18 protein-coding genes are annotated in these 14,044 nt (G+C 64.9%); 11 read left to right on the top strand and 7 right to left on the bottom strand.

Going from position 1 to position 14,044, the window contains the following annotated elements:
• The first annotated feature begins 64 nt into the window (after positions 1-64).
• Genes ASD67_RS03665 through ASD67_RS03650 form a run of 4 tightly spaced genes read left to right on the top strand, consistent with a single transcriptional unit; the run spans position 65 to position 3,135 of the window.
• Positions 65-742, top strand: coding sequence for a Crp/Fnr family transcriptional regulator (locus ASD67_RS03665; protein ID WP_056343585.1), 678 nt, complete (start codon positions 65-67; stop codon positions 740-742).
• Between the two features lie 46 nt (positions 743-788).
• On the top strand, positions 789-1,136 hold the full coding sequence (locus tag ASD67_RS03660; RefSeq protein ID WP_056343583.1) for an ArsC family reductase: 348 nt from the start codon (positions 789-791) through the stop codon (positions 1,134-1,136).
• Positions 1,133-2,203: a glycerophosphodiester phosphodiesterase gene (locus ASD67_RS03655; RefSeq protein WP_056343581.1), complete on the top strand. Its 1,071-nt coding sequence runs from the start codon at positions 1,133-1,135 to the stop codon at positions 2,201-2,203. The genes ASD67_RS03660 and ASD67_RS03655 overlap by 4 nt, the downstream gene beginning before the upstream one ends.
• The gene (locus ASD67_RS03650) at positions 2,200-3,135 is read left to right on the top strand and encodes an aldo/keto reductase (RefSeq protein ID WP_056343577.1); all 936 of its coding nucleotides are present in this window, start codon (positions 2,200-2,202) and stop codon (positions 3,133-3,135) included. Before ASD67_RS03655 ends, ASD67_RS03650 begins: the two co-directional genes overlap by 4 nt.
• On the opposite strand, the gene ASD67_RS03645 is transcribed toward ASD67_RS03650, so the two are convergent.
• The 4 genes from ASD67_RS03645 to ASD67_RS03630 form a co-directional block, all read right to left on the bottom strand.
• Entirely contained in the window at positions 3,132-3,914 is a 783-nt protein-coding gene (locus ASD67_RS03645) for a dienelactone hydrolase family protein (RefSeq protein ID WP_156377558.1), read from the bottom strand. The two genes, ASD67_RS03650 and ASD67_RS03645, sit on opposite strands and share 4 nt — an antisense overlap.
• A gap of 112 nt (positions 3,915-4,026) precedes the next feature.
• On the bottom strand, positions 4,027-4,248 hold the full coding sequence (locus tag ASD67_RS03640; RefSeq protein ID WP_056343571.1) for a helix-turn-helix transcriptional regulator: 222 nt from the start codon (positions 4,246-4,248) through the stop codon (positions 4,027-4,029).
• The gene (locus tag ASD67_RS03635) at positions 4,241-4,729 is read right to left on the bottom strand and encodes a hypothetical protein (protein WP_235535559.1); all 489 of its coding nucleotides are present in this window, start codon (positions 4,727-4,729) and stop codon (positions 4,241-4,243) included. Before ASD67_RS03635 ends, ASD67_RS03640 begins: the two co-directional genes overlap by 8 nt.
• Positions 4,730-4,732: 3 nt before the next feature.
• On the bottom strand, positions 4,733-5,155 hold the full coding sequence (locus tag ASD67_RS03630) for a hypothetical protein (RefSeq protein WP_056343568.1): 423 nt from the start codon (positions 5,153-5,155) through the stop codon (positions 4,733-4,735).
• Between the two features lie 128 nt (positions 5,156-5,283).
• Between ASD67_RS03630 and panB the strand changes: the two genes are divergently transcribed.
• The 6 genes from panB to ASD67_RS03600 all read left to right on the top strand — a co-directional run bounded on the left by panB (position 5,284) and on the right by ASD67_RS03600 (position 10,528).
• The gene (panB, locus tag ASD67_RS03625) at positions 5,284-6,147 is read left to right on the top strand and encodes a 3-methyl-2-oxobutanoate hydroxymethyltransferase (RefSeq protein ID WP_056343565.1); all 864 of its coding nucleotides are present in this window, start codon (positions 5,284-5,286) and stop codon (positions 6,145-6,147) included.
• 115 nt (positions 6,148-6,262) lie between these two features.
• Positions 6,263-7,030: a tetratricopeptide repeat protein gene (locus tag ASD67_RS03620; protein WP_056343560.1), complete on the top strand. Its 768-nt coding sequence runs from the start codon at positions 6,263-6,265 to the stop codon at positions 7,028-7,030.
• Entirely contained in the window at positions 7,030-8,361 is a 1,332-nt protein-coding gene (locus ASD67_RS03615) for an outer membrane protein assembly factor BamB family protein (RefSeq protein WP_056343555.1), read from the top strand. Before ASD67_RS03620 ends, ASD67_RS03615 begins: the two co-directional genes overlap by 1 nt.
• A 40-nt stretch (positions 8,362-8,401) precedes the next feature.
• The gene (gene der / locus ASD67_RS03610; RefSeq protein WP_056343552.1) at positions 8,402-9,790 is read left to right on the top strand and encodes a ribosome biogenesis GTPase Der; all 1,389 of its coding nucleotides are present in this window, start codon (positions 8,402-8,404) and stop codon (positions 9,788-9,790) included.
• A gap of 14 nt (positions 9,791-9,804) precedes the next feature.
• Entirely contained in the window at positions 9,805-10,008 is a 204-nt protein-coding gene (locus tag ASD67_RS03605; protein ID WP_262408148.1) for a sulfurtransferase TusA family protein, read from the top strand.
• A 97-nt stretch (positions 10,009-10,105) separates the two neighbouring features.
• A complete protein-coding gene (locus ASD67_RS03600) occupies positions 10,106-10,528 on the top strand; it encodes an Hpt domain-containing protein (protein WP_056343545.1) in 423 nt (140 codons plus the stop codon).
• On the opposite strand, the gene ASD67_RS03595 is transcribed toward ASD67_RS03600, so the two are convergent.
• Positions 10,522-11,778 (bottom strand): DUF418 domain-containing protein, encoded by a 1,257-nt coding sequence (locus ASD67_RS03595; RefSeq protein WP_056343544.1) that lies wholly within the window; start codon positions 11,776-11,778, stop codon positions 10,522-10,524. The genes ASD67_RS03600 and ASD67_RS03595 overlap by 7 nt on opposite strands.
• A gap of 192 nt (positions 11,779-11,970) precedes the next feature.
• Here ASD67_RS03595 and ASD67_RS03590 point away from each other — a divergent pair, with 192 nt between their 5' ends.
• Positions 11,971-12,750 (top strand): Coq4 family protein, encoded by a 780-nt coding sequence (locus tag ASD67_RS03590; RefSeq protein ID WP_056343541.1) that lies wholly within the window; start codon positions 11,971-11,973, stop codon positions 12,748-12,750.
• 141 nt (positions 12,751-12,891) lie between these two features.
• Here the strand turns inward: ASD67_RS03590 and ASD67_RS03585 are convergent, their stop codons facing one another.
• Together ASD67_RS03585 and ASD67_RS03580 are read right to left on the bottom strand one after the other, a co-directional pair.
• On the bottom strand, positions 12,892-13,293 hold the full coding sequence (locus ASD67_RS03585) for a hypothetical protein (protein ID WP_056343538.1): 402 nt from the start codon (positions 13,291-13,293) through the stop codon (positions 12,892-12,894).
• Entirely contained in the window at positions 13,290-14,024 is a 735-nt protein-coding gene (locus ASD67_RS03580) for a DUF72 domain-containing protein (RefSeq protein ID WP_056343534.1), read from the bottom strand. Before ASD67_RS03580 ends, ASD67_RS03585 begins: the two co-directional genes overlap by 4 nt.
• Positions 14,025-14,044 lie beyond the last annotated feature (20 nt).

Genomic DNA, 14,044 nt, shown 5'->3' with positions numbered 1-14,044 from the left:
CGGCAATCCGTAACCTTCTACACTTAGTGGCCCAGGTAAGGGGCCACCTGTTGAAAAGATTCATATGGCGAGTTTCGATCCCGCCTGGTTCGGATATGGCGCACTTTTGCTGGTGCTCGGAACCAGCTTCGCGCTGACCCTGACGCACGTCCGCATCGGGCTGGCGCTTGCGGCGCTGATCGCGCTGCCGCTCACCCTGTTCCATGCTCCGGGCGCCGGCTATTCGCTGCTCGTCGGGCTGATCCTCGCGGTCAACCTCGGACAGGTGGGGCGGGACTGGATCGGCGATGCCCAGGTGGCTTTTTCGCCGGAGGAACAGGAATTGCGGCGGCTGCACTTCGAAGCGCTCAGCCCGAGCAATGCGCGCCGGCTGATCGATCAGGGGCATTGGATTTCGGCGCGGCGCGGCGAGGTCTTGATCCGCGAGGACCAGGCGGCGCCCAGCCTCTTTTACCTTGCCGACGGGGTTGCGACGATCCGGCGCGAGGGCATCGACGTCGGCACCGTGGCGGGCGGGACGCTGATCGGCGAGGCGACAGTGCTCGACGGCAGCCATGCGACCGGGACCGTCTTGCTCGCGAGCAACGCGCGGATGTGGTTCATCCCGGCGCATTCGCTGCGCGCCTATCTCACCGCCAATCCGGGCATCGCCGCCACGCTGCACGAAGGCTTTGCGCGCGCGCTTCGCGGTAAATTGGCGAACGCCAACGCCCGCATTGCCGACCTGCCACCCATCGCTTAGGGTCTGCCGCATTATTGTCATCGGCGGCTTCTAACATGGACTATATATGGCACTGACTTTGTACGGAATTCCCAATTGCGACACGGTGAAAAAGGCGCGGACCTGGCTCGATGCGGCGGGCGTTCCGTACAGATTCCACGATTTTCGCAAGGACGGGCTCGATCCCGCGACGCTGCAATCCTGGATCGACGCGATCGGCTGGGAAAAATTGCTCAACAAGGCCGGGACGACCTTTCGCAAGCTGCCCGACGCGGACAAGGCGGATCTGGATGCGGGCAAGGCCAAGGCCTTGATGCTCGACCAGCCGGCGATGATCAAACGGCCGGTGGTCGAGGCGGACGACGGGGTGAGCGCGGGCTTTTCGGCCGCCGAATGGCAGACGCGTTTTGCATGATCCGGCGCTGGGCGGTGGTGCCGGCGCTGCTGCTCGCGGCGTGCGGGGCTGAGCCGATGGCGGCGCAGCAACCAACGCTCGACGGCAAGGCCCCGATCGTCATCGCGCACCGCGGCGCGTCGGGCGAGCGCCCCGAACATACGCTTGAAGGCTATCAGCTCGCGATCGACCTCGGTGCCGACTATATCGAACCCGACCTCGTGCTGACCAAGGACGGTGTGCTCGTCGCGCGCCACGAGAATGAGATTTCGGAGACCACCGACGTCGCCGATCATCCCGAATTCGCCGGCCGCAAGACCACGAAGACGATCGATGGAACCGCGTTCACCGGATGGTTCACCGAGGACTTCACCCTTGCCGAACTCAAGACGCTGCGTGCGAAGGAACGATTGCCGCAACTACGCAGCACCGAATATGACGGCAAATATGAGGTTCCGACCTTCGCCGAAATCCTCGACCTGCTGGCCGCCGCGAACAAGGGGCGCCGGGTCCCGGTCGGCGTCTATCCGGAAACCAAGCATCCGGGCTATTTCGCGTCGATCGGCCTTCCGCACGAGGCGACGCTGCTGGCGATGCTCGACCGCTATGGCTATCGCGGCCGCACCGCGCCGGTCTTCATTCAGAGCTTTGAGGTCGCGAACCTCAAGGCGATCCGCGCCAGGAGCGACCTGCCGCTGATCCAGTTGATGGACGGCGAAGGCGGTCCTGCCGACGATGCGAAGACGACCTATGCCGCCATGGCGACGCCTGCCGGGCTGAAAGCCATCGCCGCCTATGCCAACGGTATCGGACCCAACAAGGCGATGGTCATCCCGCGCGGCGCGCTCGGAACGCTGGGCGAGCCGACGACGCTGGTGGCGGACGCCCATGCGGCAGGACTCAAGGTTCATCCCTGGACCTTTCGCCGCGAAAATTATTTCCTGCCGCTCGCCGACAAGGGGGGCATCAATCCCGCCGGCCATGGCGATCTGGGCGCCGAGATCGACGCCTATCTGAAAACCGGCATCGACGGGCTGTTCAGCGACAATCCGCGCGAGGCTGTTGCGACGGTGAAAGGCAAGCCATGACCGAACGCGCATTGGGCCAGAGCGGCCTGTCGATCCGGCCTTTCATGCTCGGCGGCAATGTCTTCGGCATGACCGCGGACCGCGACGCGAGCTTTGCCGTGCTCGACCGTTTCGTCGAACGGGGCGGGGGCATGATCGACACCGCCGACGTCTATTCGGCCTGGGTGCCGGGCCACAAGGGCGGCGAGTCCGAGCGCATGATGGGTGCATGGCTGAAGGCCGGCGGCGCGCGCGACCGGGTGATGATCGCGACCAAGGTCGGCATGATGCCCGGCGGGCTGAAGCCTGATCGCATCCGCGAGGCGGTGCAGGGTTCGCTCGACCGGCTCGGCACCGACCGGATCGACCTGTATTTCGCGCACAAGGACGATCCGGACGTGCCGTTGGACGAGGTGCTCGGCGCGTTCGGCGAACTGGTCGACGCGGGCGTCGTGGACGCGATCGGCGCGTCCAACTATTCGGCCGATCGGCTGGCCGAGGCGCTGCGCGTGGCCGACGGCAACGGCCTGCCGCGTTTCACGGTGATGCAGCCCGAACTCAACCTGCTCGATCGCGGCCAATATCAGGGCGCGCTGCAGGATTTGTGCGTTGCCGAGGGGCTGGGTGTCGTCACCTATTTCAGCCTCGCTTCGGGGTATTTGTCGGGCAAATATCGCAGCGTCGACGACATCGGCCAAAGCGCGCGCGGCCCGCGCGTGAAGCCCTATGTCGAGGGCAAGGGGCCGGCGATGCTGGCGGCGATGGATATCATAGCGGCGGAGACGGGTGCCACCCTATCGCAGATCGCGCTTGCCTGGGTCGCCGCCCAGCCGGGCGTCACAGCGCCCATCGCGAGCGCGACGAGCGTCGCGCAACTCGACGAGATCATGGGCAGCGAGAATCTGACGCTGACCGCGGAGCAACTTGCGGCGCTGACTGCCGCCGGAGCCTAGTCGAGCGCGCAGCTTTCGAAGCTGATCCCCCGTTCGAACAGAAAGTCGCCGATCGTCTCGCGGGCGTCGGCGTGCGCATTGACGTCGAAATCCTCTTCCGTCGTCGCGCTTGCCGGATCGTCGACCGGGTGTGCGACGTCGAAACGATGTTTGGCGCCGGGGTAGAGCTTTACGATGAACGGATATTCGGCGTTCTTCACACGCCCGGCGACGAGGGCTTCGAGCTTTTTGGCCGGTGCGGTCCCGTCGGCGGTGCCTTGCAGCGCCAGCACCGGCATCCGCTGCGGCCAAGGGGACGGCTGGCCGCTGACCGAGGGATAATAGACGATCGCGGCACGAATGCCGCTGTCAGTGCCTTGCTTGCTCGATGCCAGCGTGAGTGCGCCTTCGCCGCCGCGCGACCAGCCGACGACGACCCCGGGGCAGCGCATGTCGAAGCGGCCCTGCTCACGCAGCCGTGCGATCGCGTCGATCGCAATCGTCGCGCGCTTTTCACCCGCCGATCCCTTCGGGGCGAGTCGTTTGAGCGCCGCGTCGTCGTCTACGATCACGACGTCGATGCCGCGATCATTCAGATATCGGGCAAGGTCGGCATATTGATTGCCGGGTGCGAGCGTGCCGACCCCCGCAGCGCGGGGAAAGAATATCGCCCAGGGGCGTGGTTTCGTGTCGGGAGCGACCGGGATCAGGTGCAGGTCGGCGGGGAGCGGGGCGGGGGACTCCGCCGACAGCGGCGCGGCGGCCAGCAGGGCGGAGCAGAGCAATGCAAGGCGGGGCACCGGCGACTCCTTTCGGACGGTCCAGCCTAGGCCTTTTCGCAGGCGCTGCCAAATCAAGGTGCGGCCCCGGCCCCGGGGAGAGCCGAGGCCGCACCCGCGCGGCCGCGCTGTTTTAATCGGCGCTTTCGTCCCACTGGAACACCGCTTCGAGCGGCTTGTCGAACGTGCGCGCGATGCGAAAGGCGACTTCGAGCGAGGGGGAATATTTGCCCTGTTCGATTGCCGCGATCGTCTGGCGGGTGACCCCTACCCGGTCGCCGAGGTCGCCTTGGGTCATCTCGCCCGAAAGGAAGCGCAGCGTGCGGATGTCGTTGGTGAAAGGGGGCTTAGCCATGCCAGCCCCTCCGGTAGCTGATGAGCACGACGACGCTGTTTACCAGTTCGGCGGCGACGATCGCGAACAGGCCGCAATTCGCCAGCCGCACCCCGCCGTCGACGAAGGGCATATAGACGCCGACGACCATCATCCCCACCAGCAGCACATAATAGGCGGCGGTCGCCCCGCGGCGGCGGATCGCGCGGTCGCGCTCGTCGGCGCGCGCGCGCTCGGACTTCGGGGCCTGCGCCGACAGGATGATCGTGCCGACGATGACGGTGGCGGCATGCGCTATGGCGATCGATCCGAAGAGCCACAGCATGGGGAATATTTCGCGCCCGGCGGGATGCCCGGACAGGAGAAGCCCGAAATAGAGGGTATAGGCGGCGACCATCGCGATGACGTTCAGCCAGGCGGTCTTTTCACGGAAGTTCATCGACAAGTCTCCGGTGTCGGCGCCGGCAAGCTGCCGCGAGGATTCGAGGGTCGCGGGGGACATGGCTCAGTACCCCCGGCGATAGAGGAACAACTGGGTCCCGATGCGGACCAACTCGGCGACGACCAGCGTCGCGATCATCAGATTGAGCTGCTGCGCCTGGCCGATGCCCCAGAAGATCAGGAAGATGTTGACCCAGATGCCGACGACGAGCGGATAATAGGCATAATGGGTGCCGTGCATATGAAAGCTGCGGTCGCGTTCATCCTCTTTGACATCGACCTCTCCGCGGTTGCGGATCGCAAGGACGGCGGTGGCGACGGTCATCGCGACGATGATTGCGATGGTGACCGGCACCAGCATCCCCGCCGTCGCCCACACAGCCGCCGGACTGTCGGCGATCTGCCAAGGGTAGGCGAGGAAGTACCAGCCGAAGGCCAGGATCATCGTCACCAGCGTGACCCAGTGAATTTTCTCGCGGAAGGCCATCCGATTCGACTCCATGTCATGAAATATGCACTCTATGTCTAATATTTTTAACATGGAGTCAATAAAAAATAACATGCCATGGCTTTGGCGCTTTCGCCGCCTTCTATTTGGGGGTAAGCGGCGACCCCATGTCCACGCTCCCAAAAACGCTCACCTACGACACCTCGACCAGCCGCGCCAATCCGACGCCGCAGCCGATGAAACGCCTGACGGTGCCGCGGATTCGCCAGCGCAAGGGCGGCGAGCCGATCGTCATGCTGACCGCCTATACCGTCCGCATGGCGCAGCTGCTCGATCCGCATTGCGACATGCTGCTCGTCGGCGATTCGCTGGCGCAGGTGATCTATGGCCTGCCGCACACCGTCGGCGTGACGATGGACATGATGGCGCTGCACGGCGCGGCGGTGGTGCGCGGCAGCTATCATGCGGCGGTGATCGTCGACATGCCCTTCGGCAGCTATGAGGGCAGCCCGCAGCAGGCGTTCGACAATGCGGCGCGGCTGCTCAAGGAAACCGGCGCCGCGGCGGTCAAGGTCGAGGGCGGCAAGGTGCTCGCCCCGACGATCGAATTCCTGACCCAGCGCGGCATTCCGGTAATGGGCCATGTCGGGCTGACCCCGCAGGCGGTGAATATCCTCGGCGGCTATGGCGTGCGCGGCAAGAGCGAAGAGGAAGCGCGTTCGATCGTCGAGGACGCGATCGCGGTCGCAAAGGCGGGCGCTTTTTCGATCGTCATCGAAGGTGTGCTCGAATCGATCGCGATCGAGATCACCGAGAAGGTCGACTGCCCGACGATTGGCATCGGGGCCTCGGCCAAATGCGACGGTCAGGTGCTGGTCACCGACGACATGCTCGGTATGTTCGATCGTGTCCCCAAATTCGTGAAACGCTATCAGGATATGGCCGGCGTGGTGAACGGCGCGGTCAAGGATTATGCCGACGAAGTCAGGTCCCGTTCATTCCCCACCGAAGATCAGATCTACGCCGGTTGATCCGGCACGAGGCGGTGTGTGCGGGCCAAGTGAAAAGCTTGGCCTTTTCGGGTGCCGTCGCTAAGGAAACCACCGGCGGGCGTCTTCGTGCCTGCCCGGTCTATGGAGAATATGTGTGGCGTTGAGCCCGACGAACAATGCGGCCCTGTTGCAGGAAGTGGATGAGGCTGTCCGCAAGGACCAGCTCGACAGCATCTGGCAGCGGTTTGGCATCTGGATCTTGGTCGGGGTCGTCGCGGCATTGATCGCGTTCGGCGGCTACCTTTATTGGGGCCATATGCAAGAAACCAAGCGCGGCGAGAATGCCGAGCAGCTGCTCGCGGCCTTCGACAAGTTGAAGGCGGCGCAGCCGACCGCGGCGACCGCCGAGCTGACCAAGATCGAGGCCGACGGCGGCCCCGCCTATCGCGCCGTCGCGCTGTTCCAGCAGGCGAACATGAAGGCCGAACGCGGCGACCTGAAAGCCGCTGCCGCGCTGATGGCCAAGGCCGCCGCCGACACCAAGCTCGACCCGTCGCTGCGTGATCTGGCGCTGATCCGCCAGACCGCCTTCGAATATGACACGCTGAAGCCCGAAGTGGTGATCGCGCGAATGAAACCGATGGTCGATGCCAAGGATCCCGCGTCGAGCTGGTTCCCGAGCGCCGCCGAACTGTCGGCAACCGCGCATTACCAGCTCGGTCAGTATAAAGAGGCGGGCGCGCTTTACGGCCGGATCGCCGACACCCCCAATATCCCCAAGTCGCTGCAGTCGCGCACCGTCCAGATGGCCGGCATGCTGGGCGTCGACGTCGTCAAGGATCGCGCGGCCGAGAGCGCCGCGAAGGAACAGAAGGGCAGCGTCGCACCGGCGGCCGCCGGACCAGCCGAGGAAAAGAAATAATGCGGAAAGCCAATTTTGTCGGCGTGGCGCTGATCGCGCTGACGCTCGCCGGCTGCGGCGTGCTCAAGGGCAATGGCGGGCCGAAAACCCCGACCGTCGGCGACCGCGTCTCGATCCTGTCGAACGATAACAGCGTCAAGGTCGATCCCGCCACGGCGTCGGTCGCGGTCGTGCTGCCCGATCCCGTCGTGAACGCGAACTGGGCGCAGTCGGGCGGCAACGCGTCGAAATCGATGGGCCACCCCGCGCTCGCCGCGTCGCGCACCCAGATCTGGACCGCCAGCATAGCGGGCGGCAACAACAAGCAGCGGCTGGCCGCGGCACCGGTCGTTTCGGACAACCGGCTGTTCGTGGTCGGCACCGATGCCGTCGTCTCGGCCTTTTCGGCCGACACCGGCGCGTCGCTGTGGAGCGCGTCGATCGGCAGCACGGGCAAGGATTTCAAGGATTCGCTGTTCGGCGGCGGCGCGTCGGTCGACGGCAGCGTCGTCTATGCGACCAGCGGCGTCGGCGACGTTGCCGCGCTGAACGCGGCCGATGGATCGGTGCTGTGGAAGGTGAAGCCCGCGGGGCCGCTGCGCGGCGCCCCGACGATCGCTTTCGGCGGCGTCTATGTCATCACCCAGGACAACCAGATCATCGCGCTCAACGCCGCTGACGGCGCGGTGCTGTGGCAGGCGACGGCGTCGCTCGAAGCCGGCAGCATCTTCGGCGCCGGATCGCCCGCCGCGGGGCAGGGCACGATCGTCGCCGGCTTCTCGTCGGGTGAGGTGCAGGCCTATCGGTACGAGAATGGCCGCGACCTTTGGGAAGATGCGCTGGCGCGCACCTCGATGGCGCTGTCGGTGTCGACCTTGTCCGACGTCGATGCCGACCCGGTGATCGACCGCGGCCGCGTCTTCGCGCTCGGCCAGGGCGGCCGCATGGCGAGCTACGAACTCGTCACCGGCCAGCGCAGCTGGGAAATTTCGATCGCCGGGATTTCGACGCCCTATGTGGTCGGCGAGTGGGTCTATGCGATGACCGACGATGGCAAATTGCTGTGCGTCGCGCGCGGCACCGGCAAGGTGCGCTGGCTGCAGCAGCTCGCACGTTTCCGCGTCGAAACCGAAAAGAAGAAGAAGGACCCGATCCGCTGGACCGGCCCGATCCTCGCCGGTGGCCGCCTGATCGCGGTGAACAGCGAGGGTCAGCTTTCCGAATTTTCGCCCGCCGACGGGTCGCTGATCGCGACGACCGAGTTCAAGACGTCGCTGTCGCAGTCGCCGATCGTCGCGAACAATGTCCTCTATATCCTGGCGGACGACGGACGCATCACCGCCTGGCGCTAAATTAAATAGGGACAGTCCCTATTTATTGAAGGAATATGAAATGGCGCGATCCGCAACGATCGCCATTGTCGGCCGGCCCAATGTCGGCAAATCGACGCTGTTCAACCGGCTCGTCGGCAAGCGCCTGGCGCTGGTCGACGACCAGCCGGGGGTGACGCGCGACCGGCGCGAAGGCGACGGCGAACTGCTGGGACTGAAATTCACGATCGTCGATACCGCCGGGTTCGAGGATTATGACGCGGCGACGCTGCCCGGCCGGATGCGTGTGCAGACGGAGAAAGCGGTGCGCGAGGCCGACGCTGCGCTGTTCATGATCGACGGCCGCGCCGGGGTGACTCCGCTCGATGAGGAAATCGCGCGCTGGCTGCGCAGCGAAGACACGCCGATCATCCTCGTGGTCAACAAGGCCGAGGGCAAACAGGGCGAAAACGGCCTCAACGAAAGCTATTCGCTCGGCTTCGACAATCCGATCGCGCTCAGCGCCGAACATGGCGAGGGCATTGTCGACCTGTTCGACGCGCTGCGCCCGATCGTCGAGGGTTATGACGCCGCCGCGGCCGAAACGCTGCCGTCGCCCATCGAGGGCGAAGAGGATGAGGATGCGCCGCTCGGTCCGCTGAAGCTGGCGATCGTCGGCCGCCCCAATGCGGGTAAATCGACGCTGATCAACCGCATGATCGGCGAGGACCGGCTGATCACCGGACCCGAGGCGGGGATCACGCGCGATTCGATCCGCGTCGACTGGCGGTGGGAAAATGACGGCGAGGTCCACGAGATCCAGCTGTTCGACACTGCGGGCATGCGCAAGCGCGCCAAGGTGCAGGACAAGCTCGAGAAACTGTCGGTGATGGATGCGCTCCATGCGGTCGATTTCGCCGAGGTCGTGGTGCTGCTGCTCGACGCCACCAAAGGCCTGGAATCGCAGGATCTGCACATCGCCGACCGGGTACTGCAGGAAGGCCGCGCGCTGATCGTCGCGCTCAACAAATGGGACGTAGCCGAGGACCCGTCGTCGCTGTTCAACGGCGTCCGAGGCGCGCTCGAGGACGGGCTCAGCCAGGTCAAGGGCGTCCCGGTACTCACCATTTCGGGCGCGACGGGCCGGGGAATCGACACGCTTGTCCGTGTCGCCTTCGAACAGCGCGCGATCTGGACCAACCGCGTCTCGACCGCACGGCTCAACCGCTGGTTCGAAAGCGCGGTCGAAAACAACCCGCCGCCCGCGCCCGGCGGCAAGCGCATCAAGCTACGCTATATCACCCAGGCGCGCACGCGCCCGCCGACCTTCGTCGTTTTCGGCACGCGCACCGACTCGCTGCCCGGCAGTTACGAGCGTTATCTGGTCAACGGCATGCGCAAGGAACTGGGGTTTCAGGGCGTGCCCGTGCGGCTGAATTTCCGCAATTCGCGCAATCCCTATGACGAATGACGGCCGCTGAAAACTTGGATACGGTAATCGTCGATGCGCGCGGCATGAAATGCCCATGGCCGGCGCTACGGCTCGCCCGCGCGATGCGTACCGATCCTGCTGTGATCCTGCTCGCCGACGATCCGCAGGCGGAGCGCGAAGTCGCAGCGCTGGCGGGCGAACATGGCTGGACCGTCACGACCGAAGCCGCAGGCCGCTGGCTGGTCCGCCGCACCTGACCCAAAACGGGCCGCATCGGAAGCGGACCTCCCCATCGTAACGGCTTTTTTACCGGATTCGCGGCATGACGGGGCTGGGACCAAAGACCGAATTTTGATGCCAAGGGACAAACGAGTGGACGATATCCTGGTCGATTGGGATGAATTCCGCGCGACGCGCACGCAGCTCGGCGCTGCTTTCGTGCGGATATTGGGCTATTTTCGCGAAGACGGCACCAAATCGGTCGTCGCGATCGAGGAAGCGATGCGCGCCCGCGACGCACGCGGTCTCGTCATGCCCGCGCACACGCTGAAGGGCGAATCGCGTCAGTTCGGGGCCGAAAAACTCGCGGACCTTGCCGAAGATATCGAAACCTTCGCGCGCCATTGCATCGAAAGTCAGGTCAGCCCCGAAGAATATCTGCCGCGCGTCGTCACGCTGCGCCCGCTGTTCGAGGAAACGCTGGCTGCGCTGGAAAAGGAAGCCAATCCGCTCGTCCAGCGCCGCGCCCCCGGTTTCGGGCGCGCCGTCGGTTACTGAACCGCCGCGCCTTTCCGCATCGGTTGCAGGCTGAAGCGCGACAGGCTGCGCCACAGCCATTCGAGCGGCCCGTAGTGGAAGCGGGCGAGCCAGGGTTTCGACCAGAACAGCATCGCCGCCCACATGCCGAAGCAGAACAGGTAAAGTCCGGCGCGCCCGACGCTGCCGAACAGGCCCAGTCCATAGCCGTAGAAGATCGTCGTCATCACGATCGTCGTCACCAGATAGTTGGTGAAGGCCATGCGCCCCGTCGCGGCGAGGCGCGCCCGGACCGCGGCGCTGGCGCGGGTCTGGATCAGCAGCATGATCAGCGCCGCCCAGCCGACGGTCATCAGGATGTCGAACGGCGTCGAGAAGACGAGGCCGGTTCCGAACACCGTCATCGTCGCGAAGCCGGTCTGCGCGCTGTGCCACGCCATCCATGCCAGCACGGGTGCCGCAATCGCGAAGCAGACGGTGGCCCATTTGGTGTAGCGCTCCGGGCTCCATTCGCCCGTCAGCATGCGCGACTTGAACAGCGCCATGCCAATCAGCATCAGCGCCATGCTCTCCCACAGGAACAGCATGACCTGCACCAGCGGTTCGGCGGCGTCGGGACCCATGCGGGTGCCCGCGATCTCGCGATAGCTGCCGAGGAAATGGGCGACGTCGGCGGCATAGGTCGGCGAGTTCGGTCCCATCATCGCGTTGAATTCGGCCATTTGCTGACCCATGGCGGCGGCGGTTTCGGGCGGCAGGCCGCCGGTATCGAGCATCGCGATCGACAGCCAGGTCGACCCCAGGAACAGCAGCGAGACGAACAGGAACGCACCCGCCCAGATCAGCAGTGCGCGGATCGACAGGCCCCGAAACAGGAAAAGCAGCAGCCCGCACGCGGCATAGAGCGACAGGATGTCGCCGAACCAGAAGAGGTAATAATGGGCGAGGCCGAACAGCCCGAGCCAGAACATTCGCGCATAATGCGTACCGACCGCGCTGCGCCCGCTCGCCTCGGCGCTCTGGATCACCAGCAGGGTGCTGGCGCCGAACAGCACTGAAAACAGCCCGCGCATCTTGGAATCGACGAACACAAAATTGAACGCCCAGGTTGCAAGGTCGCTCGTGCCTGGCGCTCCGCCGGCGGCGGGATTGAAATAGGCGCTCATCGGCAATGCGAAGGCGACGATATTCATCGCCAATATGCCCATCACCGCGACGCCGCGAATGGCGTCGAGGCTTTCGTAACGTGTTGCTGCCGCTTGCCCGTTCATACCGTTCCCCTGTCGATCGAAGGTCTTCGCAACTTCTCGATCATCGCGCACATCGCCGATGCTGTATTATGATGGTATAACGGTTCGGAGGCCAGTCCGTCCAGCCCGTCGAGTCGCTATTGACATACATGTCAGTAATGCTATCTGGACAGCGTCAGATGATTCGCCAGAGTCCGCCGAAAGAGAGCCGCCATGACCCCGACCATCTTCTCCCATCCCGCCCGCCAGCCCGCTAAGTTCCGCCCGTTCAAGGCGCTGTCGCACTTTCGCAAGCTGATCAAGGACAAGGAAGACACCGAGCAGGTCTTCCACATATTCGAGAATCTTCCGCGCAAGGGCTTCATGGATGATGCGCGCGCCTTCGTCGAAAGCGATTTCGGCCAGCGGCTGATGGCGAGCGAGCCCTATCTGCCCGATCTGCTCGACGATCATGGCTGGATCGACGCACTGCCCGAAGGCACGGTGGGCCACGCCTATGTCACCTTCATGCGCCGCGAAGGCCTGTCGGCGGCCGGCCTGGTCGCCGAGGCCGACAAGATGGGGCGCCCGAAGTTCGACGACCAGGTGCAATGGTATGCCAACCGCCTGCGCGACACGCACGACCTGTTCCACATCCTGACCGGCTATGGCCGCGACGCACTCGGCGAGCAGTGCGTGCTCGGCTTCACCTATGGCCAGACGGGCAATTACGGCAATTTCTTCATCGCCTATGCCGGCGGTTATGAGCTCAAGCGCAGCGTCAAGGGCGACGCGCCGGTGATGGGCGCGATCCGCCAGGGCCAGCGTCACGGCAAGGCGTCGAAGGCGATCATCGAGCAGGATATCCGCTCGCTGCTCGCCGAACCGCTCGACGCCGCACGCGCGCGGTTGGGGATCGGGGAACCGACGCTTTATAAGGAAGCGCACCGGGCATACCGCAGCCGCGGCATCGACCCCTATAATTTCCTCGCGGCGCAGGCCGCGGCGGCGTGACGTGAAAATCCTCCCTGTCGCGGAGCGATGGGNAATGACGCAACGTTGCCGGCCCCTCCACCACTTGCTTCGCAAGCGGTCCCCCTCCCCAACGCTTCGCGAAGGGGAGGATCTATTTAGCCCGACCGTCGCTTTTGTCGATCAGCGCAGTTCCTTGCGCACCATCAGCTTCAGCCCCGACCACACCGTATCGACGGCGCAGACCTTCACATCGACCCAGCCCATCGGCAGGCAAATCTCGCGGATCACATCCTCGGTGATGTCGGTCGGGACTTTCGCGGCCTTCTTGGGCCAACTCACCCAGACGAAACCCGTGGGGTCGATCAGCGTGCGCAGCTCGGTGAGCAGGCGCTCAAGTTCGGTGCGCTCGGTGGTGAAGATATGCGCGGCCTGCAGGCCCGCCTCGGGCGCGGCGCGTTCGTCGAGCGCGACATCGCCGATCTCTTCGCGCACGCTGGCGGGCATCGTGTGGAACCACGCGGTCATCCCGTCCTTCAGCGACAATTTCTTCGCGAGCGGGGTGCCCGAATAGCCGGCACTCATAGCCGCGCGATCAGCGCCTGTGCGGCCGCGGGATTGCGGACCTTCGCGCCCGAGATGAAGAAGAGGAAGACGTCGCGGTCGCCCTTGGTCCAATCCTTCGCTTGGGCAGCCCATTTGCCTAGCGCCGCCGCGTCATAGCCGGTTTCGACATCCTCCTGGCTGCGTTGCAGGCGGGCGTAGGTGAAGTCGGCGGTCTGCTCGTCGATGCAGGGGAATTCGTCGCTGTCGGCATAGACGACCGCCATGTTGCGCTCGCGCAGCATGGCGATGAAGGCAGGGTCGCGGAAGCTTTCGTGTCGGACCTCGATCGCGTGACGGAGGGGGAGGCCGTCCTGGCTGTCGGGCAGCAGGTCGAGGAAGCCGGCGAAATCGTCGCGGTCGAACTTCTTGGTTGCCATGAACTGCCAGTGGATCGGGCCGAGACGGTCGCCGAGCCGCGTCAGCCCCTGCGTCAGGAATTTCTCGATCGATCCGGCGCCTTCGGCCAGTATCTTGCGGTTGGTGGTGAAGCGCGAGGCCTTGACGCTGAACTTGAAGCCGTCGGGGACCGAGGCCGCCCAGCTCGCGAATGTCTCGGGCTTCTGGCTGCCATAATAGGTGCCGTTGATCTCGATGCCGGTCAGATGCTGGCCGGCATATTCGAGCTCGCGTTTCTGTGCGAGGCCGGCGGGGTAGAAGGGGCCGCGCCACGGTTCGAAGGTCCAGCCCCCGATTCCGACATGGATGCTCATCGGCCCCTCTCTTTCGTGAC

The organism is Sphingopyxis sp. Root1497 (genome assembly GCF_001427085.1).
Lineage (GTDB): Bacteria > Pseudomonadota > Alphaproteobacteria > Sphingomonadales > Sphingomonadaceae > Sphingopyxis.
Note: the sequence above shows the minus strand (reverse complement) of the source record. Positions and strands in the feature narration are given on the sequence as shown.

Coding starts and splice junctions, on each gene's coding strand:
- ASD67_RS03665 (WP_056343585.1), top strand. CDS start 65: ATGGCGAGTTTCGATCCCGCCTGGTTCGGATATGGCGCACTTTTGCTG.
- ASD67_RS03660 (WP_056343583.1), top strand. CDS start 789: ATGGCACTGACTTTGTACGGAATTCCCAATTGCGACACGGTGAAAAAG.
- ASD67_RS03655 (WP_056343581.1), top strand. CDS start 1,133: ATGATCCGGCGCTGGGCGGTGGTGCCGGCGCTGCTGCTCGCGGCGTGC.
- ASD67_RS03650 (WP_056343577.1), top strand. CDS start 2,200: ATGACCGAACGCGCATTGGGCCAGAGCGGCCTGTCGATCCGGCCTTTC.
- ASD67_RS03640 (WP_056343571.1), bottom strand. CDS start 4,248: ATGGCTAAGCCCCCTTTCACCAACGACATCCGCACGCTGCGCTTCCTT.
- ASD67_RS03635 (WP_235535559.1), bottom strand. CDS start 4,729: ATGTCCCCCGCGACCCTCGAATCCTCGCGGCAGCTTGCCGGCGCCGAC.
- ASD67_RS03630 (WP_056343568.1), bottom strand. CDS start 5,155: ATGGCCTTCCGCGAGAAAATTCACTGGGTCACGCTGGTGACGATGATC.
- panB (WP_056343565.1), top strand. CDS start 5,284: ATGTCCACGCTCCCAAAAACGCTCACCTACGACACCTCGACCAGCCGC.
- ASD67_RS03615 (WP_056343555.1), top strand. CDS start 7,030: ATGCGGAAAGCCAATTTTGTCGGCGTGGCGCTGATCGCGCTGACGCTC.
- der (WP_056343552.1), top strand. CDS start 8,402: ATGGCGCGATCCGCAACGATCGCCATTGTCGGCCGGCCCAATGTCGGC.
- ASD67_RS03600 (WP_056343545.1), top strand. CDS start 10,106: ATGCCAAGGGACAAACGAGTGGACGATATCCTGGTCGATTGGGATGAA.
- ASD67_RS03595 (WP_056343544.1), bottom strand. CDS start 11,778: ATGAACGGGCAAGCGGCAGCAACACGTTACGAAAGCCTCGACGCCATT.
- ASD67_RS03590 (WP_056343541.1), top strand. CDS start 11,971: ATGACCCCGACCATCTTCTCCCATCCCGCCCGCCAGCCCGCTAAGTTC.
- ASD67_RS03585 (WP_056343538.1), bottom strand. CDS start 13,293: ATGAGTGCCGGCTATTCGGGCACCCCGCTCGCGAAGAAATTGTCGCTG.
- ASD67_RS03580 (WP_056343534.1), bottom strand. CDS start 14,024: ATGAGCATCCATGTCGGAATCGGGGGCTGGACCTTCGAACCGTGGCGC.